This is a genomic window from Actinoplanes solisilvae (assembly GCF_003999975.1).
GTDB classification, from domain to species: Bacteria; Actinomycetota; Actinomycetes; order Mycobacteriales; family Micromonosporaceae; genus Actinoplanes; species Actinoplanes solisilvae.
In genome coordinates this window covers 100,123-123,187 of the sequence record NZ_RJAC01000021.1, presented here as the reverse complement: position 1 = coordinate 123,187, position 23,065 = coordinate 100,123, and the positions used below count along the sequence as shown (strand labels likewise).

Annotated in this window: 22 protein-coding genes and 2 pseudogenes; 11 read left to right on the top strand and 13 right to left on the bottom strand. The window is 70.1% G+C overall.

Annotation, left to right across the window (positions count from 1 at the left end; genetic code table 11):
• Positions 1-76: 76 nt before the first annotated feature.
• The 4 genes from EER30_RS36550 to EER30_RS36535 form a co-directional block, all read right to left on the bottom strand.
• Positions 77-376: a hypothetical protein gene (locus EER30_RS36550; protein WP_127505622.1), complete on the bottom strand. Its 300-nt coding sequence runs from the start codon at positions 374-376 to the stop codon at positions 77-79.
• Positions 377-443: 67 nt separating this feature from the next.
• Complete coding sequence (locus tag EER30_RS36545) at positions 444-1,568, bottom strand: hypothetical protein (protein ID WP_127505620.1); 1,125 nt, start codon at positions 1,566-1,568, stop codon at positions 444-446.
• Positions 1,569-1,768: 200 nt separating this feature from the next.
• On the bottom strand, positions 1,769-2,674 hold the full coding sequence (locus tag EER30_RS36540; RefSeq protein ID WP_127505618.1) for a hypothetical protein: 906 nt from the start codon (positions 2,672-2,674) through the stop codon (positions 1,769-1,771).
• Between the two features lie 40 nt (positions 2,675-2,714).
• The gene (locus EER30_RS36535) at positions 2,715-3,665 is read right to left on the bottom strand and encodes a winged helix-turn-helix domain-containing protein (protein WP_127505616.1); all 951 of its coding nucleotides are present in this window, start codon (positions 3,663-3,665) and stop codon (positions 2,715-2,717) included.
• A 125-nt stretch (positions 3,666-3,790) separates the two neighbouring features.
• On the opposite strand from EER30_RS36535, the gene EER30_RS36530 reads away from it, so the two are divergent.
• The gene (locus EER30_RS36530) at positions 3,791-4,645 is read left to right on the top strand and encodes a CE1 family esterase (RefSeq protein ID WP_240670525.1); all 855 of its coding nucleotides are present in this window, start codon (positions 3,791-3,793) and stop codon (positions 4,643-4,645) included.
• A 12-nt stretch (positions 4,646-4,657) separates the two neighbouring features.
• On the opposite strand, the gene EER30_RS36525 is transcribed toward EER30_RS36530, so the two are convergent.
• Genes EER30_RS36525 through EER30_RS36510 form a run of 4 tightly spaced genes read right to left on the bottom strand, consistent with a single transcriptional unit; the run spans position 4,658 to position 9,570 of the window.
• A complete protein-coding gene (locus tag EER30_RS36525) occupies positions 4,658-6,556 on the bottom strand; it encodes a glycoside hydrolase family 127 protein (protein WP_127505614.1) in 1,899 nt (632 codons plus the stop codon).
• 7 nt (positions 6,557-6,563) lie between these two features.
• Positions 6,564-7,382: a carbohydrate ABC transporter permease gene (locus EER30_RS36520; RefSeq protein WP_127505612.1), complete on the bottom strand. Its 819-nt coding sequence runs from the start codon at positions 7,380-7,382 to the stop codon at positions 6,564-6,566.
• Positions 7,383-7,385: 3 nt separating this feature from the next.
• Complete coding sequence (locus EER30_RS36515; RefSeq protein ID WP_127505610.1) at positions 7,386-8,276, bottom strand: carbohydrate ABC transporter permease; 891 nt, start codon at positions 8,274-8,276, stop codon at positions 7,386-7,388.
• A gap of 1 nt (position 8,277) precedes the next feature.
• Complete coding sequence (locus EER30_RS36510) at positions 8,278-9,570, bottom strand: ABC transporter substrate-binding protein (protein ID WP_240670524.1); 1,293 nt, start codon at positions 9,568-9,570, stop codon at positions 8,278-8,280.
• Positions 9,571-9,755: 185 nt separating this feature from the next.
• Here EER30_RS36510 and EER30_RS36505 point away from each other — a divergent pair, with 185 nt between their 5' ends.
• Entirely contained in the window at positions 9,756-10,760 is a 1,005-nt protein-coding gene (locus EER30_RS36505) for a LacI family DNA-binding transcriptional regulator (protein WP_127505608.1), read from the top strand.
• An 81-nt stretch (positions 10,761-10,841) separates the two neighbouring features.
• Positions 10,842-11,237 (top strand): hypothetical protein, encoded by a 396-nt coding sequence (locus EER30_RS36500; RefSeq protein WP_127505606.1) that lies wholly within the window; start codon positions 10,842-10,844, stop codon positions 11,235-11,237.
• Between the two features lie 8 nt (positions 11,238-11,245).
• Here the strand turns inward: EER30_RS36500 and EER30_RS36495 are convergent, their stop codons facing one another.
• Both EER30_RS36495 and EER30_RS36490 read right to left on the bottom strand, forming a co-directional pair.
• On the bottom strand, positions 11,246-11,512 hold the full coding sequence (locus tag EER30_RS36495; RefSeq protein ID WP_127505604.1) for a hypothetical protein: 267 nt from the start codon (positions 11,510-11,512) through the stop codon (positions 11,246-11,248).
• 398 nt (positions 11,513-11,910) lie between these two features.
• A complete protein-coding gene (locus EER30_RS36490) occupies positions 11,911-12,180 on the bottom strand; it encodes a DUF7709 family protein (protein WP_127505602.1) in 270 nt (89 codons plus the stop codon).
• A gap of 84 nt (positions 12,181-12,264) precedes the next feature.
• Between EER30_RS36490 and EER30_RS36485 the strand changes: the two genes are divergently transcribed.
• Entirely contained in the window at positions 12,265-12,747 is a 483-nt protein-coding gene (locus EER30_RS36485; RefSeq protein WP_127505600.1) for a GNAT family N-acetyltransferase, read from the top strand.
• 28 nt (positions 12,748-12,775) lie between these two features.
• Here EER30_RS36485 and EER30_RS36480 read toward each other — a convergent pair whose 3' ends face one another.
• Positions 12,776-13,267 (bottom strand): CPCC family cysteine-rich protein, encoded by a 492-nt coding sequence (locus EER30_RS36480; protein WP_164842603.1) that lies wholly within the window; start codon positions 13,265-13,267, stop codon positions 12,776-12,778.
• A gap of 402 nt (positions 13,268-13,669) precedes the next feature.
• Between EER30_RS36480 and EER30_RS36475 the strand changes: the two genes are divergently transcribed.
• Complete coding sequence (locus EER30_RS36475) at positions 13,670-14,719, top strand: DNA polymerase IV (protein WP_127505596.1); 1,050 nt, start codon at positions 13,670-13,672, stop codon at positions 14,717-14,719.
• Positions 14,720-15,051: 332 nt separating this feature from the next.
• Here EER30_RS36475 and EER30_RS36470 read toward each other — a convergent pair whose 3' ends face one another.
• Both EER30_RS36470 and EER30_RS36465 read right to left on the bottom strand, forming a co-directional pair.
• Entirely contained in the window at positions 15,052-17,286 is a 2,235-nt protein-coding gene (locus EER30_RS36470; protein WP_127505594.1) for a fibronectin type III domain-containing protein, read from the bottom strand.
• Between the two features lie 109 nt (positions 17,287-17,395).
• Positions 17,396-17,806, bottom strand: coding sequence for a VOC family protein (locus tag EER30_RS36465; RefSeq protein ID WP_127505592.1), 411 nt, complete (start codon positions 17,804-17,806; stop codon positions 17,396-17,398).
• Between the two features lie 63 nt (positions 17,807-17,869).
• Between EER30_RS36465 and EER30_RS36460 the strand changes: the two genes are divergently transcribed.
• From EER30_RS36460 to EER30_RS49780, 6 genes and pseudogenes are all read left to right on the top strand, one after another.
• Positions 17,870-18,805 (top strand): helix-turn-helix transcriptional regulator, encoded by a 936-nt coding sequence (locus EER30_RS36460; RefSeq protein WP_127505590.1) that lies wholly within the window; start codon positions 17,870-17,872, stop codon positions 18,803-18,805.
• Positions 18,806-18,845: 40 nt separating this feature from the next.
• Positions 18,846-19,370 (top strand): PadR family transcriptional regulator, encoded by a 525-nt coding sequence (locus tag EER30_RS36455; protein ID WP_127505588.1) that lies wholly within the window; start codon positions 18,846-18,848, stop codon positions 19,368-19,370.
• Entirely contained in the window at positions 19,367-20,047 is a 681-nt protein-coding gene (locus tag EER30_RS36450; RefSeq protein WP_127505585.1) for an ABC transporter ATP-binding protein, read from the top strand. Before EER30_RS36455 ends, EER30_RS36450 begins: the two co-directional genes overlap by 4 nt.
• Positions 20,044-22,242: an FtsX-like permease family protein gene (locus EER30_RS36445; protein ID WP_127505583.1), complete on the top strand. Its 2,199-nt coding sequence runs from the start codon at positions 20,044-20,046 to the stop codon at positions 22,240-22,242. The genes EER30_RS36450 and EER30_RS36445 overlap by 4 nt, the downstream gene beginning before the upstream one ends.
• Positions 22,239-22,643, top strand: a pseudogene (locus tag EER30_RS49785) (diguanylate cyclase); the annotation flags it as partial. The gene EER30_RS36445 and the pseudogene EER30_RS49785, both read left to right, overlap by 4 nt.
• Positions 22,627-22,998, top strand: a pseudogene (locus EER30_RS49780) (EAL domain-containing protein); the annotation flags it as partial. The pseudogenes EER30_RS49785 and EER30_RS49780, both read left to right, overlap by 17 nt.
• Positions 22,999-23,065: the final 67 nt, after the last annotated feature.

The following is a 23,065-nucleotide window of genomic DNA, read 5'->3' as shown; positions in this document are numbered from 1 at the left end:
CCCCGGCGGCGGCGTCGGGGATCGCCATCTGTGGGCGATGGCCAAACCGTACGCGCGCATCATGGGCAGCGGTGTATCAGCGCGAGCTGCGGGATGAACAACGGCGGCGGCGCCATCTGCTGATCGCATGCACTGTGCTGACGGCCATCAGCACCATTGCCGGCACAAACAGGTATACCCAGTAGCCACCGAGCAGCAAAGCGACGCCGAGCAGGGCCAGTCCGCCGCCCTCGGCCACCACCAGCGCACCGGGGGTGGCGGTGGAGTCCTGGGTGGCCGTGCGGCCGGGCCGCACCAGGCCGATGCCCCGCCACAGCCCGAGACATCCCAGCAGAAGACAGATCCAGCCGGTGACCACCGCGAGCCAGTCGGGCACTCTTGCTCCTCCGCTCGCGCCGCGCTGTGTCGAGACGGGAGGACTGTAACGCGGGCGAGCCCGGTGATCAGAACCGGCGGTCGCGATCGAACCACTCGCGCACCCGCGCCACGGGGATCAGACCGGCGGCGAGCTCGGTGCAGACGGTCCAGGCGTGCTCCCGGTAGACGGTGTCGATATCTTCGCTGATGGCGTTCAGATCGGCCACGAAATCGCCGAGCGCCTGCTCCACCGCCCGCAACCCGTCCGGCGGGGCGGCGTCGATCGCCCGCCGGGCCCGGGTGTACGCGGCGCAGGCGGCCCGGCCGAACGCCGGGGACTCCTCCACCCAGTCGCGGAACGGGTTGTCGAGATGCTCGGCCAGCCACGACTCGGATTTCGTGCGCCGCGCGGACACCGCTGTCGGGCTCCCCCGGAACCGGCCCCGCAACCTCACGGCCGTGGTCCGGCGAGCGCCCTCCAGCACCAGGCTGCGCAGCTGGGGCAGGACCGGCAGCGACGCTGGGTCCAGGCCGTACGCGTCGCCGAGTTCCAGCCTGTGCAGGTGGGGGTGCTCGCTGAGGCGTGCCGGCTCGGTGATGACGCCCGGCGTGGCGTCGAAGGTCAGCCTCAGGTCGCGCAACTCGGCCAGGGTCGCCAGCGCGGCGGCGGAGAACTCGCCGCCGACGCTGATCCAGATCTTCGACGTGCGGCGCAGCCCGGCGGGAATCTCGACCCGCGCGCCGTGCTGGAACAGGCGCAGCTCCAGGTCGGCGCCCTCGCTCGGCGCATCGACTCGCAGGCCGTCCGGCGGTTCGAACAGAAGTAAAGTCTCGATGCCCTGGGGCAGCCGCACGCTACGGAGGCGAACGCCGTCGAGACGCACGGTGCCCAGGTGGGTCCGCCGAAGATCAAGGTCACCTTCGGCGTCGCTCCAATAGAGGAAACGGATGCCGGGGCGGGCGCTGACGGCGTCGCTGATCCCGCGATCGGGGCCCGACCAGTACACCGTCAGGCAGTCGGGCAGCAGATCGAGCTGCGTCCAGTCGACCGGCCCCACACTCGGCACCAGCCCGCCGGCCGGCCTCAGGTTGAGCACCCGCGCGCCGGGCACCATCTCGCGCGGGCCGCCCCCGAAGTCGACGGTGATGCCACCGCTGGGCTCCCGCGCGTCACGAACCGATCGGAAGGTCCGCCAAGAATCCGCTGACACGCGGCCATGCTAGAGAGCTTCGCCGCGGATTTCTGCCCTCAGCTATCCCGGGTCGGAGATTCCCCCGGGTCGGGCATCCGCTTCCCGTGGCCGGTCACAGCGGCACGGTGGTCACTGAGACTTTCCAGGCAGGCCGGCGTCGTGGTGCCGCGCGGTGCCGCCGGTTGCGGTTGCGCGGCTCCCCGAGCCGGAACAGGAGGTCACCGGGGGGCGAGGTCCACGGCCGGGGATGTCGTGGACGACAACGCCGTGACTGACTCGGGGCGGCGGCGGGCGATGCCGGCTAGCAGGTCGGCCAGTTGGACTCGGGGGTCGTCTCGGGAGTCGACCATTGTCAGGCCGGTCAGCAGGGGGCGGCCGGCGCTGTGCAGCACCTGTTGCAGGCGGGTCAGGCGGTCGGCGGTCAGGGCGCTCTGCTCGTCGTGGACCACGTGGATCGGGCGGGTGCCTCGGCTCCAGAAGAGGACCGTCTCGGCCAGGGCGGGTAGCAGCGGTTCGAGGGGTGGCGGGATCGAGCGGTCGTCGTTGTCGAGGCGGGTCACGATCGAGCGCACGTGGGCCGGGTCGAGACCGTCCAGTTCGGCGCGGGCCAGCGAGTCGCGCAGGCGGAAGAGGCGGGCCAGGGCTACGTCCAACGGCGGCCGGCGTTTGGGTCGGACCAGGTCGACGAAAGCGTCCAGGAATTGGTCGCCGCCGCGAAGAAGCGCAAGCGCGACGGCCCGGTGCTGCGGCGTCAGGCTGGTGCCGGCGGCGTAGGTCGGGGCGGTCAGCAGCAGGTCGACGATGCGGGTGGCCACGAAGTAGCGCTTGTCGATCAGGTGGACGTGGGCTCGGCCTCGCAGCGCGGTCAGCAGGGCCGGGAGCGGGTCGCCCGCTCGGCGCAGGAACGGGCCGGACTTGAGCTCGTGCGGGGGCAGCCGGAGGGACGCGATCAGGGTCGCGGCCTCGTCGACGGTCAGGTCGACGCTGGCGTGGGTGATGACCGGGGCGTCCGAGCGCAGCAGGTTCGTGCCCGAGAAGCCCGATTCGTCGCAGGCGATCTCCAGCACCGGGCCGGCCACCGGGCCAGAAGGCGGCAGCCCGCCCTGCAACGGCGTTCGGCGCACCCCGACATGGTTGCCCGCGACCGTGAAAACGTACAAGCGATTATGGGTTGACCAGGTCGCGGCAGAGGGCGGTGACGCTGTGGACGATGGCGCCACCGTCGCGACGACTCGAGACCAGGCCGGCGGCCCGCAGAGCGGACAGGTGCTCCGACGAAGATGACACGCTGATGCCGACCTGCCGGGCGATCGTCGAGGTGGTGTGGCGTCCGGGACGCGCCGCGTGGTGCAGCACCGCGCTGCGGGTGCGGCCGAGCAGCCCGGCCAGGGGGTCGGTCTCGGGTGACAAGACCGGGATCGGCGGGACGGGATGGACCACCAGCGCGGCGCGTTCCGGCACGACCAGCACCCGGGGGCGGGGGCCGGCGAAGACCGAGGGCAGCAGGATCAGGCCGTGGCCGCCGAGCCGCACCTCGCCGTCCTGCCAGGTGTCGACCTCGAGTACGGGTGCCCGCCAGCGGATGGACGAGTGCAGGTTCGCCAGGACACCGTCAGCACCCGAGAACGTGTAGTGGTTCGCGGCCTCGCTGACGATGCGGCGGTGGGTGCGGTTCAGCGCGGCCCAGTCCGGGGCGAGCACCTGGTCGAAGAACGAGCGCATGGCGGTGAGCAGCGCGGAGAGGACCTCGGGGTCGGCGTCGGCGAACCGGCGGCGGGCGTGGGTCACCGCGACGCGACCGTACGCCGAGGTCACCTCGGCCCGGATCCGGCGTGCGGGGGTGGCGCGGATCGCGGCCAGGCCGCCGTCGATCGAGGAGCCGCCGGTGAGGGGGGTCAGGAAGTCGGGCACGAAGCCTTCGGCCGGGGTCAGATGATGCAGCGGCCGCACCACCGGCAGCGACGATGTGACCCGGCGGGCCAGCGTCGGCAGTGAGGCCGCCACGGACGGTTGGCGCAGGGCCTGGCTCGCCAGCAGAACCGTGCCGGCCGGGTGCAGCCGGTCGGCGAAGCGGATCCGCGCGAGGTCCGCGGGGCTCAGCCACAGACGCAACATCAGGTCAGCTTGCCAGCATTTCGGCCGGGGCCGAAACCGTTGACCGCCCGGAAGCTGATCACCGACCCTCCAGGGATGGCGGTCGAGAGAGACGGGGGACAACCGTGCGGCGTACGGTCGTGATCATGAGCGCCCTGCTGTTGCTGGCGGCGTGCGGCGGCAACGGGGAGCCGCCGGAGGCCCCGGCGGCTCCGACGACACAGGAGGCAGCGCAGAAACCGGCGGCGGGCGATCACAAGATGACGCTCGACTTCGGCGGCCAGAAACGTACCTTCCTGCTGCACGCCCCGCCCGGCTACACCGGGGACAAGCCGGTGCCTCTGGTGGTCGCCATGCACTTCTTCCCGGGTGACGGCGCCGCCCTGCGCGACATGATCGAGATGGACGCCAAGGCCGACAAGCACGGCTTCCTGGTCGCCTACCCCGACGGGGTGTCGGCCGCGTTCAACGCGCTGATCTGCTGCGGCGCCGAGGACGACGTCGGCTTCCTCAAGGCGCTGACCGAGAAGCTGGTCGCCGACTGGAAGGTCGACCCTGACCGGATCTACGCCACCGGCATCTCGAACGGCGCCGACATGAGCTTCCGCGCCGCGGTCGAGGCGTCCGGGGTTTTCGCCGCGGTCGGACCGGTCAGCGGCGGCCTCGGCGGCCCGCTGGCCGACAAGTCCGACTTCGTGCCGAAGGAGCCCGTCTCAGTGCTGACCATCGTCGGCGCCAACGACCAGTACTACGACACCTTCCAGGCCGGCCTGACCAAGTGGCGCGAACGCCTCGACTGCAAGCCGGTGGAGACGAAGGGCAAGGGCTTCACGCGCTCCAAGGCCAAGTGTGCCGACGGCTCGGACGTGGAGGTCTACGTCGTCACCGACATGGGCCATTCCTGGCCGGGCGCGAAGAAGGGCCCGATGGCCATCCCCGACGCGCCGATCGTGGCCACCGACCTCCTGTGGGCCTTCTTCGCCGCGCACAAGAAGCTCTGAGCGCAAGAGGCTTCACGCCAGCGGCAACCACACCCGCATGGTCGAGGGCCCGCGTGACGCCCAGGAGTGGTAGGGCCGCAGCGTGACGGTCGTCTTGTCGAAGACCGGTTCCGGGGGGTTCGACGCATACGGCCAGTCGCCGTCGATCGGTGCCAGAATCCGGCACGACGCTGTCACCGCCCCGGACCCGTCGTCGGTCAACGGCTGCGACGGGTCCAGCTGCAACGCGTCGACCGAAACACCCGCGGGCAGGTCGACCGACTCGGCACAGTAGACGACCGGTCCTCGTTCCACCGCCACTGACCCGCGTACGGCATCCACGCGCGGATCGGGGAACGTCAGCCGCGGCTCGACCGGCAGGTGCAGGAAGACCGTGTCCCCCTCGTCGAGCCCGTGCCTGATGCTGATCCACCCGGGCGTGGCCTCCTGCACCACTCCCCCCGCCGAGATCGTGGCCCCCGCCGCCCATGGGGGAATGCGCAACGTCAGCGTCCACGGTGTGTCGGGCGCGCGGCGTACGCGGATCGTGATCTGCCCGCTCGCCGGGTAGGACGTGTCGACGTCGAGCAGGACGTGGCGGTCGTCCGACAGGGTGACGTCGAGCGACGCGGCGGCGTACTGGTGAATCTGAATGCCGCCGTCGTCGGCCGTGGCCAGATAGGTGGCGAGCGACGCGAACGTGCGGGCCAGGTTGGTCGGGCAGCACGAGACCGTGAACCACGGCGCGCGCAGGTTCGACGAGGCGCGCGGCACCATCTCGTCGGCCGGCGGGAGCACGCCGAGGGTCCGCTGGTGCAGCGTGTTGGTGTAGAAGAAGCGTTTGCCGTCGTCGGCCGGCGACGTCGCGATGACGTTGAACAGGGTGCGCTCGATCAGGTCGGCGTACCGGGCGTCGCCCTGCGCGAGCAGCAGCCGCCACGCCAGCATGACCGACCCGACACTGGCGCAGGTCTCCGAGTACGCCCGATCGGGCGGGAGCACGAAGTCGTCGCCGAACGCCTCGTCCTGGTGCCGGGCGCCGACACCCCCGGTCAGGTAGACGCGGCGGGCGACCGTGGTGCGCCATTGCTTCGCCACCGCGTCGAGCAGCGTCGGATCGCCGGTCTCCACGGCCACATCGACCGCGCCCGAGGACAGATACATGGCCCGTACGGCATGCCCGCGCAACACGGTCGCGTCCCGCAGGGGCAGGTCGTCCTGGAAGTAGGCGCGGCCGAACTCGATGTCGCCGAGGGTCTGCCGCCCGCGCCGCTCGATGAACAGCCGCGCCTGCTCGAGGTAGCGCGGATCGCCCGTGACGCGATAGAGCTCGACCAGCGCGGGCTCGACCTCGGCATGCCCGCACACCGACTCGATGCCACCCGCACCGAACACGTCACACAGGTGATCCGCCGCGCGCACGGCTACGTCGACCAGTTCGTCCCGGCCGTACGTCCGGGCTCGGGCTACGGCGGCCTGAATCAGATGCCCGTACGAGTAGAGCTCGTGCCCCCATTCCAGATCGCTGTAGCGCGACGGCTGTCCCGTACGCCCGAAGTTGGTGTTCAGGTAGCCGTCCGGCTGCTGGGCCGCCGCGACCTGTCCCGCGATCGCCCGGAACCGCTCGTCGATCGCCGGGTCGCCCGTGCGGCCGTACTCCCAGGCCAAGGCCTCGAGGAACTTGTAGACCTCGGTGTCCGAGAACTCGCGTCCCTGCCGCTGTTCGGGTGCGGAGGTGAAGTTGCCGAGCCAGCCGGACTTGGTGAGCCAGTGCTCGATGTGGTCGAGGGAGGCCTGCCGGTTGACGTCCTGGTGGTGGCCCCAGAATCCAGGCTCGCGCAGGACGACCTCGCGCAGGCCGAGGGGTCGGAAACGGCCCTGCGAGGGGGCGGCGGGCGTGCCGCCGCGACCGGTCCAGTCGGAAGTAGGCATGTGCGCGTCAACCCTTCAGTGCGCCGGACATGAAACCGCGGACGTAGTGCCGCTGGAGGGCGAGGAACAACACGATGCAGGGCAGGGCGAGCACGACCACGCCGGCCTCGGTCGCGCCGTAGTCGACGATGCCCATGACCTGCTGGCGCATGTTGGCCACGGCCAGCGGCAAAGGCACCTTGTCGGAGTCGCTGATCAGCACAAGCGGGGTGATGAAGTCGTTCCAGGCGGCCAGGAACGCGAACAGGCCCACGGTGATCAGGCCCGGTTTGGCCGCCGGGATGAGCACGTGGCTCAGCGCGCGGAACGAGCCGCAGCCGTCGATCAGGGCCGCCTCGCGCAGTTCGCCCGGGACGGCCTCGAACGAGATGCGCATCATGAACGTCGCGAACGGCAACTGGAACATCGACAGCACCAGGGCCAGACCGATCAGCGAGTTCTGCAACCCCAACGAGTTCAGCAGAACATAGAGAGGGATCAACAGCGTCGCGTACGGGACCATGAGGATCGCGAGGGTCAGCAGGAACAACGCGTTGCGGCCCGGAAAGCGGAACACCGCGAACGCGTAGCCCCCGGTGACCGAGGCGAACAGCGTGAACGCCACCGTCATGAGCGAGACGGCCACGGAGTTGACCACGTACTGGAAGACGCCGGCCTGATAGTCGGCCAGGGTCACGTAGTTGGCGAGGCCCCAGCCGTCGGTCTGCTGGGTGCCGGCCTGCGGCGAGACCGAGGCCACGGACGCCCAGACGAGCGGGAACAGGAAGATGAGAGCGAGGCCGCCGGCGAGCACATGCTGCGGCGTACGGGAGAGGGTTTTCAACAAGGGTCAGCTCTCCTTGCCGCGCAGGCCGCGGAACTGGAGGACGTTGACGACGAGCAGGGCGGCCAGCACCAGGATCGACAGGGCGGCGGCGCGGCCGAGGTCGTTCTGGCCCTGGAAGGCCATGTTGTAGACGAGCTGCACGATGGTGACCGTGCTGTTGTCGGGCCCGCCCTTGGTGAGGATGTAGAACTGGTCGAAGGCGAGCAGCGAGCCGGTGACGCAGAGAATCGTGCAGAGCGCGATCGACGGGCGCAGCAGCGGCAACGTCACGTGGCGAAACGTCTGCCACCGATCAGCGCCGTCGAGCCGCGCGGCCTCGTACACGTCGCCGGGAATGCCCTGAAGACCGACGAGCAGCAACAGCATGTAGAAGCCGGCGAACCGCCACACGATCAAAGCCACGGTGGACCAGAGCGCGGACCACGGCGTACCCAGAAAGGAAGTGTCGCCCGGGAACGGGCTGCTCTGCGGCGAATAGAGCGCGTAGAACAGCAGCGACGCCGAGGCCAGGCCGAGTGCGCTGGGCACGAGGAACGAGGTACGCAGAAAGCCCGTCCACCGGTTCGACTCCTGCACCAGCAGCGCCAGGCCGAGCGCGAGCCCGAGCAGGATGACCGTGGTGATGGCGGTGTATTTCAGCGTGAACCAGACCGCGGGCCAGAACAGCCGGTCGTCGACGGCGTCGGTGAAGTTCTCCGGCGCGTTCAGTCCGCGGTTGCCCGCGAACAGACCCCAGTCCGATACCGACATCCGGCCGACCAGACCGATCGGCAGGACGAAGAAGATGAGCACGAACAGGGCCGTCGGAGCGGCATAGGCCAAGCCCGTCAGCGCTTTCCAGCGGCGCGCCGGCCGACGTCGTTCGACGGCCGGCGCGATTGCCTGCGAAATCACCCTACTGACCCAGGATGTCCGTGAGCGCGGCGTTGTCCTTGGCCAGGCCGGCGGGATCGCCGTAGACCTGGTTGCGGAACAGGGTCATCCAGGGGCTGCCCGGGGCGTTGAAGGCCTGCTGGAAGTTGACCGCCACCGGCGTCTTGCTCTGCGGCGACCCGGCGACCTGGTTGACCGTCAGGACGCGCGGGTCCTTCTGGGAGTACTTGTTGTCGGCCAGGTCCATGCGCGAGACCGTGCTGTCGTTGGCCGCCAGCACGTCGACCTGGCCCGCCTCGGAGGTCAGCCAGGCCATGAAGTTCCAGGCCTGCTGGGCCTTCTTGGAGTCCTTCGAGATGCCGATGCCGTCGCCGCCGACGAACGTCGAGGCACCCCCGTCAGCACCCGGGATCGGGACGACGCCGACGTCGACCGTCTTGGAAGCCGTCGACAGCAGCGTCGCCGGGTACGGCATCACGCCGATCTTGCCCTCTTGGAAGGCGGCGACCCAGGTCGGGCCGGTCTCGTCCTTCGAGCCCGGAGCGATCGCGCCCGCGGCCTGCAGCTCGCGCCAGGTGGCGTACACCTTCTGGGCGGCCGGGCTGTCGAGCAGCGACTTCGTGCCCTCGGGGTTCATGACGTCCTGGCCGCCGGCCCAGATCATCGGGAACCAGGTGAACACGTTGCAGCCGCCGCAGTTGCCGCCGAAGAAGGTGCCGTAGACGTCTTTCTTGCCGAGCTTCTGGACGGCGAGCGCCTGCTCCTTGAACTCGTCGAGCGTCGTCGGGCCCTTCTCGGGGTCGAGGCCGGCCTCCTTGTAGAGCTTCTTGTTGTAGAAGATCACCGACAGATCGAGGACGTACGGCAACACGTACCGCTTGTTCTCGAAGGTGCCCGCGGCCAGGTGCCCCTGGTTGATCTTGTCGGCGTACGGGAGCAGTTTGATGCTCTCGGTCAGGTCGGCGAACAGACCCGCCTTCGTCCAGTTCGGAACGTAGACGATGTCGGCCGCGAACAGGTCGGGCAGATCGCCGCTGCCGGCCGCCGCGCCCACCTTGGCGACGTAGTCGTCGTTGGGGACGATGGTCAGCTTGACCTGGTTCTTGTGTGATTTGTTGTACGCGTCGACCAGCGCCTTGGCCTGGAGCTCCAGCGGCGCACGGGTCCACAGGGTCAGTTCCGAGCCGTCGTCGGTGCCCTCGGCGGTGATCCCCGCCGTCCCACTTCCGGTGTCACTGTCGTCGCCTCCGCAGGCCGCCACGCCGGCCAGCAGGCCCGCGATCGCGATCGCGGCCACCGCTCTGCGTATGGTCAAGGTGCTCCTCCGTATTTCGGGTTTCTATCAAGGCGTTTCGCTTCGACGTACCACGGGGAGTATGTTGACAAGCAAGATCGCAGCTCAGGCCGGTTCCTAGGCCGGGGTCCGAGTTGCCGAAAAGGTTTTCAGGAACGTAATCCTGTGGGTATTTTGCTGTCAAGACTTTTGGTAGGAGGTCCAGGTTGGAGCGCGCCACTCTGCGCGACGTCGCCCGGCTGGCCGGGGTGTCGGTCGCGACCGCGTCGAAGGCCCTGAACGGCCAGCCCCAGGTGCGTGCGTCGACGCGGGCCCGGGTGCTGCAGGCGGCCTCCCAGCTCGCCTTCTCCCCCAACACGCTGGCCCAGGGCCTGGTCACCCAGCGCACCGGCACGGTCGGTCTGCTCACGTCCGACCTGGAGGGTCGCTTCTCGATCCCGATCCTCATGGGAGCCGAGGACGCGTTCGGCACCGACCAGACCTCGGTGTTCCTGTGCGACGCCCGCGGCGACAGCATCCGCGAGAAACACCACGTGCGCGCCCTGCTGTCCCGCCGCGTCGACGGCCTCATCGTCGTAGGGGCCCGGCCCGACAGCCGCCCGTCATTGGGCCACGATCTGCCCGTCCCGGTGATCTACGCGTACGCCCCGTCGGACGACCCGCGTGACCTGTCGCTGGTCGTCGACAACGAGGGCGGCGGCCGCCTGGCGGTCGACCACCTGATCCGCTGCGGCCGCCGGAAGATCGCGCACATCACCGGCGACGCGACCTACGGCGCCGCCCAGGACCGCGCGCGCGGCGCCCTGGCCCGGCTGACCGAGGAGGGCCTGGCGGTCGCGGGCGGCGAAGTGTGGTTCGGCATGTGGTCCGAGGCGTGGGGCCGCGGCGCCACCCGCATGCTGCTCGAACGCCACCCCGACGTCGACGCGATCTTCGCCGGCTCCGACGAGATCGCCCGCGGCGTCCTCGACGTGCTGCACGAGGAGCGCCTCGACGTCCCCGGCCGCGTGGCCGTGGTCGGCTACGACAACTGGACGATCCTGACCGCCAACGCCCGCCCGCCACTGACCACAATCGACATGAACCTGGAGCAGCTGGGTCGCGTGGCCGCCCAACGACTCTTCACCGCCATCGGCGGGACGCTGGGCTCGGGCACCGAGAAGTTCGCGCCGAAGCTGGTCACCCGCGAGTCGACGGCCCCGCTGCGCTAGTTCCAACTTAACGGGGCGCTGCGCCTCGGGTCTCTCGGGCGAAAGGCCGTTTACCGTGCTGCGGAACCCTCCCTCGGGTCGGTGCCTGTCATCCCGCGAGCGAGGAGAACACCCTGCTGGTCGACAACGCCCGCCTGCGCGGCCCGTGCCACAACCCCGCCCTTCCCGACGCCCTGGTGCTGCGGCTCCTGGATCATCCCGGCGCCGACGTCGTCGCCGTCATGTACGGACGCGAATGGTCCGACGAACTCTTCGACATCCTCGCAGCCAACCCCGACGTACGCCTTCGGGAGATGCTCGCTGGAGCTCTTCGACGACCCGGAGACCACCGAGGCCGTCGCCGCCAACCCGAACCTGCCCGTCGAGCTGATGGAGGCGATCCTCGAGGCAGCGACCGAATCGGACGATCCACCGCAGGACGCCGTGCTGGTGCTGGGATACACCACACCGACGCACGAGCCCATCGCCGAGCTCTGATACCCCGGCTAGCCGATCAGGACCTGTTCGAGGCGCTCGATCCCGCGTAGCACCTCGGCGCGGTGGCGGCCCTGCTTGAGCCAGCTGGGCAGCCGTTCCACCATCGTCATATGAAGGCGATTGTCGGGCCGGCGGCGCAGGTCGGCTTGGACGTAGGCCTTGAGATAGGCGAGGTGGCCCGGGTTGTAGGCCCACAGGGTCTGCCCGGCACACGCTGCTTGAAGGCGCAGCGGCAGACCGAAACAGGGATCGCTGAGGGGCCTGATCTCCCGCACGCAAAGGGTCCCGCTGCCGACCCGCGTCACCGCGCCGCAGCCGTCGCAGGGCAACGCATAGTGCTTGTGAGGCGCCGACCTCAGGCGCCGGGACGTCCTCAGCCGACGCCCGCAGCGACCACACCGCCACACGGCCAGAACCTCCACCGGAGCAGGCAGTCGCCCTTCCCCACCGGCCTGCCGCCGCGAGAACCCGCACCGCGTGCAGCCCACGGCGGCCGGTTCCCAGCGACGGGTGCCAAAGTTCCAGCCCCGCCGCACGGTAGCCGTCCCCGCGCATCGCGGACAGCGGACGACGAACTCGTCGGCAAACGAGTCCAGCCGTTTCCCACTGTCCACGAAACGAGTCTTATCCACGCCCCGGACGCTAAGCCCGCCGGGCCGCCGCGGCAATCGCTTTACGACACGCCCAGAACCTCGCGCAGCTCGGCCGACCGCACCTCGAAGATGTCGAAGAGACCCACCGCTCTCAGCGCCGGCACCGCTGCCCGAAGCTGGTCAGCCACCGCGTCGTAGCTGCTCGTGCCCGGTTCGAGCCCGTCGAGCGCGCGTACGTTCGCGATGAAGGCCGCGATCGTGCCCTTGCGCACCTGCACGTTCTCGAATACGCCGAACTCGGCCCCGTCGGGCAGCACATCCTCGGGACGGACAATTGCGTCGTCAGCCATTACTGTGTTCCTTTCCCCGTGGTTCGCGAATTCGACGCTACCCCTCGGGATTTGCCGACTGCTTGCGCGCGAAGGGACCACCCCATGACCGTCGTGGAACTACGCCCGATCGAAGACGCCGACCTGGACGCGCTCTTCGACCAGATGCGCGACCCTGAGTCGGTCCACATGGCCGCCTTCACGTCCCAGGACCCCAACGACCGCGCCGCTTTCGACGCCCACCGAGCCAAGATCCGAGCCCGCCCCGACGTGACCGAGCGAGCGATCACCGCAGATGGCCGCCTGGTCGGCAGCATCGCCAGCTTCATCATCGAGGGCGAGACCGAACTCACGTACTGGATCGACCGCCCGTACTGGGGCCAGGGCATCGCCACCCAAGCCCTGACCCTCTTCCTCGACAAGGTCATGCTCGACCGCCCGCTGTTCGCCCGAGCCGCCAGCGACAACAAGGGCTCCCTGCGCGTTCTCCAGAAGGCAGGCTTCACCGTGACCGGCACCGAAGTCGGCTACGCGAACGCCCGCGCCACCGAAATCGAGGAAACCCTCCTGCGCCTGGACCCCCGTTGACCCCGTAGGTCCCTCAAGCCGGGGCCTGTCAGGTATCGGCAGGTTTGCTCCACCCGACGAGGATCACGGCCGTGATGAAGTAGCCGTCTTTGTCGACCTGCGTCGCCGCATGCAGCTCGACCGATGTCGAAGTGATCCGAACCGAGTGCGTCTCCCAGTACGCGTAGCGAAGATCCCGCTGCCACGCCTGCGTGATCTCTTCCGCCACCCGGCGCGGTGAAGCCGAGCTCTCAGCGAGGCAGCGTGCCGTCAGCGGGCGTGCTGGATCCGCACTGCTCGACACGGCCACCTCCCTGATCGACGGACACCGCCACAGATAGTGATCGAAGTCGATCGATATGCCGGAAAGGTTGTCCGGATCCGCCGCCGGAGCCGCGCCGGCAATGGCCCGCACAGCCGCGATGAACTCGGCGCCGGGCAGGCCGCCTTCCCACCCGCACACCACGCAGGTCTCATGGGAGCCGGGCGACCCCGACAGCGTCCGATATCCACAGCAGACACATACGACAGCCGGCTCCACGGCTTCCAGGCTGCACCACCCGACCGCCGGAGAGCGCGCGATTTTCCGCCGCACCACCCAAGCCCTCCGTCACTGACCGCAGCGCCCTCCAACGTGAGGCATCGATCTGCCGCCCGTCACGGCCACCGGTGGTCACCCGGCTATCCATGCCCGCACCCGTCGTCCTCCAGCGTCTGCCGCCCGTCACGGCCGTCGCGCTTCAGCTGAGGGCATCCCCGAGCGCCTTCGACCCGCCGGAAGGACGCGAAACGCCCGGCCGCAACCGGCACGGTTCGTCCGCTCAACCACCGCCGAGGCCCGCGCGCACGGTGACCCATCCCCGCGTAACTGACTGCCCCGCAAAGGGGTGGTGCGGTATGCGAGAGTCCCGCGAGGGCCTGGTCGGCGGGTGATACTGGCCGGGTGGCGGACGGCTGGGTGCTGCATGTCGATCTGGACCAGTTCTTCGCGTCCGTCGAGGTGCTACGCCACCCCGAGCTGCGCGGCCGCCCCGTGATCGTGGGCGGGTCCGGCGATCCCGCCCAGCCCCGCACGGTGGTCGCGACCGCCTCCCGGGAGGCCCGCGAGTTCGGCGTACGTTCCGGGATGCCCATGCGGATGGCCGCTCGCAAATGCCCCGAAGCGGCCTTCCTGCCCACCGATATGCCGGCTTACCAGCAGGCCTCAGCCCAGGTCATGGCAACATTACGGGCCTTTCCCGTACGGCTGGAGGTCCACGGCCTGGACGAGGCGTTCCTAGGCGGCGACATCGACGACCCTCAGCGCCTCGCCGCCGACCTCAAAGCCGCGGTCCTCGATCAGACCGGATTGACCTGCGCCGTCGGTATCGGCCGCAACAAGAACCAGGCAAAGATCGCGGCAAGGTTCGCCAAGCAGGACCCGACCGGCATCGCCACCCTGACCGACGAGACGTGGATGCCGGCGATGGGCACCCGCCCGGTAGGCGACCTGTGGGGCGTAGGCCCGAAAACGGTCCCCAAATTAGACGCTCTAGGCCTGCCCACAATCGCCGACCTGGCCGCCGCCGATCCAGACACGCTGCTGCAGCGCTTCCCACCGCGAGCCGCCATGTGGCTCTCCATCATCGCCCGCGGCGGTGGCGACACCGAGATCGTCACCGAGCCGTGGGTAGCCAAGTCCCGCAGCAAGGAGGTTACGTTCGCCACCGACCTGACCGACCGAGCCGACATCGAACACCAGGTGACCGTTCTAGCCCGCCAGCTAGGCACAGAGGTGGTCGCAGCCGGCCGCCGCGTGATCCGGGTGGCGGTAAAAGTGCGCTCCTCAAGCTTCTACACACAAACCCGAGAAACGAAACTACGCGACGGCCCAAGCACCGACCTGGACGTAATCGCTCAAGCAGCACTGGAGGTGCTGGCAAAGATCGAGCTGAAACGCCCCGTACGCCTCCTCGGCGTACGCGCCGACCTTTCCCCCGACGAGTCCCCCTGAGTGGCGCGAAGCGCCAGGCCGCAACCGGCACGGTTCGTTCGCTTGACCACCGCCCGCGGTCCGCGCGCAGTTACTTGAAGCCCTTGGTGACCACCGCGCGGCAGCAGGGCCTACGCCCCGTCAGGTGACCGCCCAGTTTCCGCCGCAGCCAGCCCCCGGTGACCCATCTCCTGCCGTAACTGACTGCCCCGCAAGGGGTGGCCGGGGGTGAGCAACCACAGTCATAGCCGCCCCTCAAAGACAGTGGTTGCTCACCCCCGGCCACCCCGTCCCACCGCAACAAAACCGGGGACCCGCCAATTCGGCGAGCCCCCGGTTCAATCTAAGCCGGGTCAGGAAACAGTGAACGGCCCAAACGTCCCACCCTGGTTGGACTCGATGTAGAGGACGCCCGGGTTGGCAGCCGGCGCAGCCCCGTTACGCAGCCGCACCTCGTACTCCCCGATGGCCGGCGCCGCCGCCGCAACCACAGCCGCCGTAGTGAGCACGGGCCCGGTAGGCGACCCCGCGTGGATGATCACGGTTGCCCCCAGGAACGATCCCGAGCCGCTGACCCGGAAGTCACCCGCCTTCCAGCGAGCCGTAGTGATAGTCACCCGGTCGACCGACGGCGTGACGAGCACGGTGTCCGTCTTGGAGCCCGACGCCGTCGTGACCGTCAGCCGGAACGTGTATCCCTTGTTGGTCATCGGCGCCCGGTAGAGCGGCACCGTGAAGCGCGGGTTCAGCGTGGTGGCCAGCGTCAGGTTGACCCGGTCCGGGTCGTTGGCCGCGATCGGGTTGGACGTCCCCGTGGCCAGCTGCGTCCAGGCGTACGTGGCCGGCGCCGTCGATCCTGCCCCTGTGAGCGTCACGATGGTGTTGCGTGCCACCGCCAACCGGTCGGGACCAGCGTTCGCCACGACCGCTCCTTGCGGCGTCAGCGGCCCGAGCCGCGTCGAGGCTTCGCCGTACCCGTTGACGTTCCGGGCCCGTACGGTGAAGAAGTATTCGGTGTCGCCCGCGAGCCCGGTGATCGTCAGAGTGGTGGCGGTCGTCTCGCGCAGGTTGCCGACCTCGGCGCCCGCCGCGTCGAAGACCTGAACGCCGAACCCGGTGATCGACGGGTCGGTAGCGGTCCAGTTCATCGTGACCTGGCCCGGCCCCACCGCTGACGTGCCGAAGGTCGGCGCGTTCGGGGTGGGCGTGTTGGTGATCGTGTAGGACCGCTGCCCGATGGCCGAGATGTTGCCCGCCAGGTCGAAGGCCACGAACTTCAGCGTCGACGTCGCCACGATGTTGATCGGCCCCGTGTAGAGCAGCGCCGAGTTCGCCAGTACGTCCGCGAGGACCGGGTCGGTGCCGTCAGTCGTGTAGTAGATCTCCGAGCCCAGCTCGTTCGCGGTCAGCGTCACCTGCCGGGCCGTCGGGTAGCTGCCGTCGGCCAGCGATGCCGACACGGTCGGCGGGGTGGTGTCCGTCTGCGGCTGCACGATCGCGGCCGGGAACGTCAGGCCCACGCTGCTGACCGAGACGACCTCGATGTCGTAATCCTCGGTCGCCGACAGCCCCGTGATCGTCGTGCCCCGCGCTGCCTGCCCGGTGATCCGGCGCCCGATCTCGACCTGCTCACCGCCGGCCGACGTACGCGACACCGCCGTGGCCCGGTAGCCGGTGATCGCCGGGGTACCCGGGATCGTAGCCGCCGGGGTCCAGCTCAGTTTGACGCCTCCCTCGACCTTCGCCGCGGTGAGACCGGTCGGTGCCGGCGGTCCCGACTGCAGCGGCCCGTTCGGGCAGCCGCCCATGCCCGGCCCGCCCGGCTCGCCGTACTCGGCGATGGTCAGTCCTTGCCGGTTGCCGTCGACGTCGGTCTCCTCCCAGGAGAGCAGCCGCTCCCCCAGTCCCGCGTTGGCCGCGATCCGCGCCGTCTCGGCGTCGTCGAAGATGTAGGTCGCCGTGAACGTGTCACCGCTGAACGCCAGCGCCGACTGGTATCCGCCCCGGGCCGCCGGCGTCAGCGGGCCCGGGAGCGCCCGGACGTCGCGTCGGGTGACGACCGTGTCGGTCAGGGCCGGCTCGACGATGCGCTGTTCGACGTCGGCCCGGTTGACGGTCGGCCCGATGTGACCCGTCACGGTCACGGTGGTGCCCGACTGCACGGCGTCGGCGTTGACGTACGCGTCCTGCACCGTGGTCTGCGCGACCGGGACGTCGCCGAACCGGATCGACGCCACGTCGCCGGGCAGGATGTCCGGGGTGACGTTCAGGCCCGTGCCCGCTCCCCAGCAGTAGCCGCCCGGGTGGTTGATCTCGAAGGCCACGTCGCCCTCGGCGACCACGCCGGCCGCGGAGCCGACGATGCCGACTCCGGGCCGGGTGACCTCGATGGTCGCGGTCTCGCCGATGTGGTCCTGGTAGCCCTCGACAGTGATGAAATCCCGGTTGGGGAAAACGACCAGGTTGTCGGGGAAGGTCGGCACGCCCACGGCGGCCGAGGCCTCCAGGGGGATCACGGTGACGCCGACGGTGGCGGCCAGCACTCCGGCCACCGTGAGCCGCAAACCGCGAGAAGGGGGTCGATGCATGGGGGTCTCCGTTTCACCGAACGGGCGCGCTACGAAAGTTGGGCTCAACGTAGGTAGCGGGTCTGAAGTCCCCCTGAAGCTCTGCTGATGTATCCCCGAGTCGAGCGCTTCAGCTCGCCCGGGCGGCCAGGATGTCCTGGTAGTGCTGGTTGAACATGACCCCGAGAACGTTGCCGAACGGGTCGAGCACGGACGCGGTCACATATCCGGTGCCGCGCTCGGTCGGCTTGTCGTGCTCTTTCGCCCCGAGGGAGAGCAGCCGCGCGTACGCCGCCTCGACGTCGTCGACGGCCCAGTAGACGATCGCCCCCGACGCCTGCCCGGTCAGCGGATGCGGTGCGTACTTGCTGTCGAGAACGCCGAATTCGTGCTGGTAGTCGCCGACCCGCCACTCGAGGTAGGCCCCGCCCTTGTCGAAGTAGGGCTCGATCTCGAACACCTGCGAGTACCAGGCTCGGGCCGCCTCCATGTCGTCGGCGAAGAACGTGACTGTGGTCAAACCGCGAAGTGAAGTAGTCATGGCTTCATCCTGCCCACATAAGTGCTCACCTCCTGAGCACTTTTCCGGGCAGAATCGAAAAACATGCGAGCCGATCGTCTGGTTGCCGCCCTGCTGTTCCTTCAGGCCCGGGGCCGCGTCACCGCCGCCGAGCTGGCCACCGAGCTGGAGATCTCGGTCGCCACCGCCCGCCGCGACCTCGAAGCCCTGTCCAGCAGCGGCATCCCCGTCTATCCCCAGCCGGGCCGGCACGGCGGATGGCAGCTCGTCGGCGGTGCCCGCACCGACCTCAGCGGCCTCAACGCCGACGAGGCCCAAGCCCTGTTCCTGCTGGCCGGCCCGGCCGCGGCCGCTTCCGACGAGGTCAAGACGGCCCTGCGCAAGCTTCTGCGCGCCCTGCCCGAGACGCTGCGCACCGAAGCCCAGAAGGCGGCCGCCGCCACCCTGATCGACCCGGCCCGCTGGGGTGAACTGACCCGCGACCGCCCCGACGAGGTGCGCCACCTGCAGGAGGCGGTCGTCCGCCAGCGCCTCGTCACGTTCGGCTACAAGGGCGTACGCCGTGCCGCCGAACCCTGGGGCCTGATCGACAAGGACAACGTCTGGTACCTGATCGCCGGCACCGAGCGGGGCCGCCGCACGTTCCGGGTCGACCGCGTCTCCGCTTTGGAGATCACCGACCAGACCTTCGTACGCCCCGACGACTTCACCCTCGACACCGCGTGGGACGAGGTCGTCGGCGCGATCGAGCAGCGCCGGTCGCGTACGTGGGCCACGGTTCTCATCCCCGAGCGCTTCGTCTGGGTGCTGCGGGACCATTTCGGCCGGCACTGCCACCCCGGCGAGCTGCTGGAGGACGGCCGTGTGCGGGTGCGGGTCGGTGCTCCTACGCCGCTCGACATCGCCCGCACGCTGTCCGGCTGGGGCAGCACCGCGGTTGTGGAAGAGCCTGAGGCCGTACGGGGGGAGCTCGCTCGTATCGGCGCCGAGCTGACTCAGACCTATATGCCGGAAAAGTAGGGCTACTCTCAGCGTATACTCTCAGCGTATAGTCGTCCGCATGACGGTACCGCTGACCCTCCTCGGGCTTCTCGAACGCGAGCCACGCCACGGCTACGACCTCAAGCGCGACTACGACTCCCTCTTCGGCCGCGACAAGCCGCTCTCGTTCGGCCAGGTCTACGCGACGCTGAGCCGGCTCGCCCGCGACGGCAAAGTGGTCATCAGCGACCTCGAGGCCGGCGCCGGGCCCGACCGCAAGCGATACGTCATCACCGATCGCGGGGCGACCGAGGTCGACACCTGGCTGACCGAGCCGGTCGCGCCCGAGCCTCACCTGCAGACCGTGCTCTTCGCCAAGGTGACCCTGTCGCTGCTGCTGGGCCGCCCGGCCGAGCACTATCTCGACACCCAGCGCGCCGCCCACATGCAACGCATGCGCGAGCTGACCACGGTCAAGCGCTCCGGCAGCCTCGTCGACTCGCTGCTCGCCGACCACGCCCTGTTCCACATCGAGGCCGACCTGCGCTGGATCGATCTCACCGCGGCCCGCCTCGACGCGCTCGCCCAGGAGGTCAGGTCATGACGGTTCTCGAGGCCCGCGACGTGCATCTCGCGTTCGGCAGCACACCGGCGCTGCGGGGCGCCGACCTCTCCGTACGGGAGAACGAGATCCTCGCCGTGATGGGCCCGAGCGGCTCCGGCAAGTCGACCCTGCTGCACTGCCTGGCCGGCATCCTCGTCCCCGGCAGCGGCGAGATCCACTTCGACGGGCGCCGCATCGACCGGCTGGGCGAGACCGAGCGCAGTGCCCTGCGCCGCGACCGTTTCGGCTTCGTGTTCCAGTTCGGACAGTTGGTCCCCGAGCTGACGGCCGAGGAGAACGTCGCGCTTCCCCTGCTTCTGGCGGGCGTACGCCGGCAGAAGGCGCTCGCCGAGGCCAGGGTCTGGCTGGCCCGGCTCGGCCTCGACGGGCTGGAGGGCCGCACGTCCGGTGAGCTCTCCGGCGGGCAGGCGCAGCGGGTCGCCCTGGCCCGAGGGCTCGTCGCGCGGCCACGGGTGCTGTTCGCCGACGAACCGACCGGCGCCCTCGACTCTTTGACGGGCGAGCACGTGATGGACCTGCTGGTGAGTTCGGCGCGCGACGAGGGCACGACCGTCGTGCTCGTCACGCACGAGGCGCGCGTGGCGGCGTACGCGGACCGGGAAGTCGTCGTCCGCGACGGCAAGGTGCTGGCCCTGACCGCCGAGGCCGTCGCATGATCCGCTTCGGGCTGCGCCTCACCCTCGCCGGAGGCCGGGAGGCGGCCGTACGGCTGATCGTCATCTCGGTCGCGATGGCGCTCGGCGTCGGCATGCTGGTCGCCGCGCTCGCCGGGCTGGGCGGTGTGTCGAGCCAGAACGACCGCTACGGCTGGGCCAACTCGCGCACGGCCGAGGGCCCCGATCCGCTGTGGTGGCAGCTCCGCGTGGACGGCTTCGGCACCCAGTCGATCGGCCGCGTCGACCTGGCCGCCACCGGTCCGCGCTCGCCCGTGCCGCCCGGACTGCCGCGGCTGCCCGGGCCCGGCGAATACTTCGCCTCCCCCGAGCTGGCCCGGTTGATCGCCGCCACGCCGCCGGCCGAGCTGGGCGACCGTTTCCCCGGCCGTCTCGCCGGCACGATCGGCGACGACGCTCTGCCCTCCCCGGCGTCGTTGGTGGCGGTCGTCGGCTATGCGCCCGACGTTCTGTCCCAGCGTCCAGGGGTGGTGCGGGTCGGCACGATCGCGACCGTCGCGCCGACCAGTTGCCCCGGCGGCTGCTGGTCGGGCATCCCGACGTCCGGGTTGCAACTGATCCTCGGCGTGGTCGCGGCGGCCCTCATCTTCCCGCTGATCATCCTGGTCGGCACCACCACGCGGCTGGCCGCCTCCCGCCGCGAGCAGCGCTTCGCCGCGATGCGGCTGGTCGGCGCGACACCCCGGCAGATCTCGGTGGTCGCCGCGGTCGAGGCGACCGTTTCCGCGGTGGTCGGTACGGCGGTGGGCTTCGGGCTCTTCCTCGCGTTCCGGGACTCGCTGGCCGCCGTGCCGTTCACCGGCGCGCCGATGTTCCCCGCCGACCTGGCGCTGAGCTCGTCCCTGGTGATCGGCGTCGCGCTCGGCGTTCCCCTGCTGGCGGCCGTGGCGGCGCTCGTGTCGCTGCGCCGCGTACGGGTCTCGCCGCTGGGCATCGCCCGCCGGGCCGTGGCGCGTCCGCCGCGCGTGTGGCGGCTGCTGCCGTTGCTGGCCGGGCTCGGCGAACTGGCGTACTTCGTCGGCCGCCGCCCGCAGACGACCGACGGGCAGATCCTCGCCTACCTGTCCGGCATCTTCGTGGTGATGATCGGCCTGGTCGTGGCCGGCCCGTGGCTGACGATGGCGGTCGGCCGCGTCGCCGCCCGTCGCGCCGGCGGCACCGCCTCGCTGATCGCCGCGCGCCGTCTGGCCGGCAACCCGCGGGCCGGTTTCCGCTCGGTCAGCGGCCTGGTGATCGCGTTGTTCGTCACCACGGTCGCGGTCGGCATCATGGGCACCCTGACCGCCGATCGCGCGGCCCCGAGCGCCATCGACAGGTCGCTGCTGCACACCATCTTCCGCGACGAGCAGACCGCCCCGGCCGGCGATCCGGTTCCGGCCGCGTTGAAGACCCAACCGGGCGTACGGGCTGTCGTCGTCACCCGCCATCCCACCGACGACATCCCCGTCCCGCAGACGCCGCTGGGCGACTGGGGCTGGCCGTCCTCCCTCGTGGCGTGCGCCGACCTCGCCCCGATGCGCACCAGCGGCCGATGCGCCCCGGACGCCGAGGTCGCGTGGGTCTACAGCGGCGTACGGGGCCCCGGAAACTGGGACGGCGTCTGGCCCACCGCCGACGTCTCCCCCGCTCGCCTGACGACGCTGCGAACCGACTCGATAGTCACCTACACCGACGGCTCGACGGCGGCGCTGGAACAAGCCCGCACCACGCTGGGCGCGGCCCACCCGATGATGTACGCCCCGTTCACCGAAGCCGAGTGGAACGCCGAGACAACCCGCGTCTTCCAGGGCTGGCAACGCCTGGCCGACGTGGTGGTGCTGACCAGCCTGGCCATCGCCGGTTGCAGCCTGGCCGTGGGCGTGGCCGGCGGCCTGAGCGAACGCAAACGCCCCTTCAGCCTGCTCCGCTTGACCGGCGTCCCGCTGCGCACGTTGCGTCGCGTGGTGGCCCTGGAGAGCGTGACTCCCCTGCTGGCCGCCGCGGTGGTGGCGCTGGGCGCGGGCCTGCTGTCGGCCCACCTGTTCCTGCGGGCCCAGATGCAGCTCGACCTGCACCCGCCCGGGCCGGCGTTCTACGTGGTCGTGCTGGCCGGCATCGCCGCGTCCCTGGCCGCGATCAGCCTGACGCTCCCGTTGCTGCGCCAGATCACCGGCCCGGAGGTGGCCCGCAACGAGTGACGGCCAATCGAGCGCGACGACTCAAGTTCGGGGGCGCGCGGCCGAAGGACAGACGCGCCGAGAACGTTGTCCGAGCGCTGGTGGGCCGTCTGGCTCGCCGGTGGCTGCACGTCGGCCGCCGCCTTCCCGTTCCTGCCGATGGGCCTGTGGCAGGTGTTGGTGCCGGCACCCTCATCGACTCGGCGATCATCGCGGTCGGCGTCGGCATCGTCTATCTACGCTCGTGCTCGAGCCCGTCCTCACCGACACGTCGATCTACCGTCGAGCGCAGCGCGTGCCAGGTCGTGATCCTCGACCTGGCCGGTTTCAAGCACATCAACGACCGGCTGGGGCGCGCCGTCGGCGATCAGGCCCTGGTCGCCGTGGCCGAACTGCTGCGCGACAGTGTGCGCGAGGGCGACCTGGTCGCGCGGATGGGCGCCGACGAGTTCGGCGTCCTGGTGCGCGACACCCGCCCGGGCGAGGCGAACGCTGGTCGTCTACACCCCGGCGCTGGACGAGCGGGCCGAGGCCGACGAGCGGCTCGGCGCCGACCTGCGCCACAGCCTCGAGGACGGCGACTTCTTCCTGGTCTATCAGCCGATCGTCGAGCTGCGCGACGGTCGTACGGTCGCGGTCGAGGCTCTGATCCGGTGGGTGCACCCCGTGCGCGGCTTCGTGACGCCGGTCGCGTTCATCCCGGTGGCCGAGGGCAACGGGCACATCGTCGAGCTCGGCGAATGGGTCATGCGGACGGCCTGCCGCCAGCTTGCGACCTGGCGCCGCGAGCTGGGCGCGGAGGCCCCGCGTTACGTGAGCGTGAACGTGTCGGCGCGCCGTCATC